Source organism: Nocardioides sp. Z40_12 (genome assembly GCF_058215795.1).
Genome location: NZ_JBZAJA010000016.1, coordinates 1 through 2407, shown reverse-complemented (window position 1 = coordinate 2407; position 2407 = coordinate 1). Strand labels below are relative to the sequence as shown.

1 rRNA gene is annotated in these 2407 nt (G+C 55.8%); it reads right to left on the bottom strand.

Going from position 1 to position 2407, the window contains the following annotated elements:
- Nucleotides 1–35: 35 nt before the first annotated feature.
- Nucleotides 36–2407 (bottom strand): 23S ribosomal RNA (locus AC4BG9_RS18690); the annotation flags it as partial.

Genomic DNA, 2407 nt, shown 5'->3' with positions numbered 1-2407 from the left:
GGGTCTTGTCACCGTTGAGTGGTTTTGTACGGTGTTGGGACAAGCCCTCGGCCTATTAGTACCGGTCGGCTAGGCATTACTGCTGTACACCTCCGGCCTATCAACCCAGTGTTCTGCTGGGGGCCTTACCCACTTACGTGGTGGGAAACCTCATCTTGAAACGTGCTTCCCGCTTAGATGCATTCAGCGGTTATCACTTCCGAACGTAGCCAACCAGCCGTGCCCCTGGCGGGACAACTGGCACACCAGAGGTTCGTCCATCCCGGTCCTCTCGTACTAGGGACAGCCTTTCTCAAGTTTCCTGCGCGCGCGGCGGATAGGGACCGAACTGTCTCACGACGTTCTAAACCCAGCTCGCGTGCCGCTTTAATGGGCGAACAGCCCAACCCTTGGGACCTGCTCCAGCCCCAGGATGCGACGAGCCGACATCGAGGTGCCAAACCATCCCGTCGATATGGACTCTTGGGGAAGATCAGCCTGTTATCCCCGGGGTACCTTTTATCCGTTGAGCGACGCCGCTTCCACCTGCTGGCGCCGGATCACTAGTTCCGACTTTCGTCCCTGCTCGACATGTCTGTCTCACAGTCAAGCTCCCTTGTGCACTTACACTCGCCACCTGATTGCCAACCAGGCTGAGGGAACCTTTGAGCGCCTCCGTTACATTTTAGGAGGCAACCGCCCCAGTTAAACTACCCATCAGGCACTGTCCCTGATCCGGATTACGGACCTAGGTTAGACATCTAGTACGACCAGAGTGGTATTTCAACGATGACTCCCCGACCACTGGCGTGGCCGGTTCACAGTCTCCCACCTATCCTACACAAGCCGAACCAAACACCAATACCAAACTATAGTAAAGGTCCCGGGGTCTTTCCGTCCTGCCGCGCGTAACGAGCATCTTTACTCGTAGTGCAATTTCGCCGAGTCCATGGTTGAGACAGCGCCCAAGTCGTTACTCCATTCGTGCAGGTCGGAACTTACCCGACAAGGAATTTCGCTACCTTAGGATGGTTATAGTTACCACCGCCGTTTACTGGGGCTTAAGTTCTCAGCTTCGAGGATTGCTCCTCTAACCGGTCCCCTTAACCTTCCAGCACCGGGCAGGAGTCAGTCCGTATACATCGTCTTACAACTTCGCACGGACCTGTGTTTTTAGTAAACAGTCGCTTGGGCCTGGTCTCTGCGGCCATCACCGCTTTCCCACGCAAGGTGGGTAACGGATCCGGCCCCCCTTCTCCCGAAGTTACGGGGGCATTTTGCCGAGTTCCTTAACCATGGTTGTCTCGATCGCCTTGGTATTCTCTACCTGATCACCTGAGTCGGTTTGGGGTACGGGCGGCGCATAGCTCGCTAGAGGTTTTTCTCGACAGCATAGGATCATCCACTTCCCCCCTACGGGGTCCCCATCAGGTCTCAGACACATGAGCGGCGGATTTGCCTGTCCGCTCGTCCTACACCCTTAGCCGTGGACTACCATCGCCACGGTTGGACTACCTTCCTGCGTCACCCCATCGCTTGACTACTACCAGTTCGGGTCCCACGCTCTGCCACATCGCCTCGCCCCGAAGGGTCCGGTCAACATGGTTTCGGATGGTTAGCATCACCAGGTTCGTCATGGGCGCTACTTTGCCGGTACGGGAATATCAACCCGTTGTCCATCGACTACGCCTGTCGGCCTCGCCTTAGGTCCCGACTTACCCAGGGCAGATTAGCTTGACCCTGGAACCCTTGATCATTCGGCGGAAGAGTTTCTCACTCTTCATTCGCTACTCATGCCTGCATTCTCACTCGTGTGGGCTCCACAACTAGATCACTCTGCTGCTTCACTGCCCACACGACGCTCCCCTACCCATCCACACACCTGAACCACGAAGGCTTAGTTATACGTATGAATGCCATAGCTTCGGCGGATGACTTGAGCCCCGCTACATTGTCGGCGCGGAATCACTTGACCAGTGAGCTATTACGCACTCTTTCAAGGGTGGCTGCTTCCAAGCCAACCTCCTGGTTGTCAATGCGACTCCACATCCTTTTCCACTTAGTCACCGCTTAGGGGCCTTAGCTGATGGTCTGGGCTGTTTCCCTCTCGACTACGGAGCTTATCCCCCGCAGTCTCACTGCTGCGCTCTCACTTACCGGCATTCGGAGTTTGGTTAACGTCAGTAACCTTGTAGGGCCCATCGGCTATCCAGTGCTCTACCTCCGGCAAGAAACACGCAACGCTGCACCTAAATGCATTTCGGGGAGAACCAGCTATCACGGAGTTTGATTGGCCTTTCACCCCTATCCACAGGTCATCCCCTCAGTTTTCAACCTAAGTGGGTTCGGTCCTCCACGCGGTCTTACCCGCGCTTCAACCTGCCCATGGATAGATCACTCCGCTTCGGGTCTTGATCGTGCTACTAAA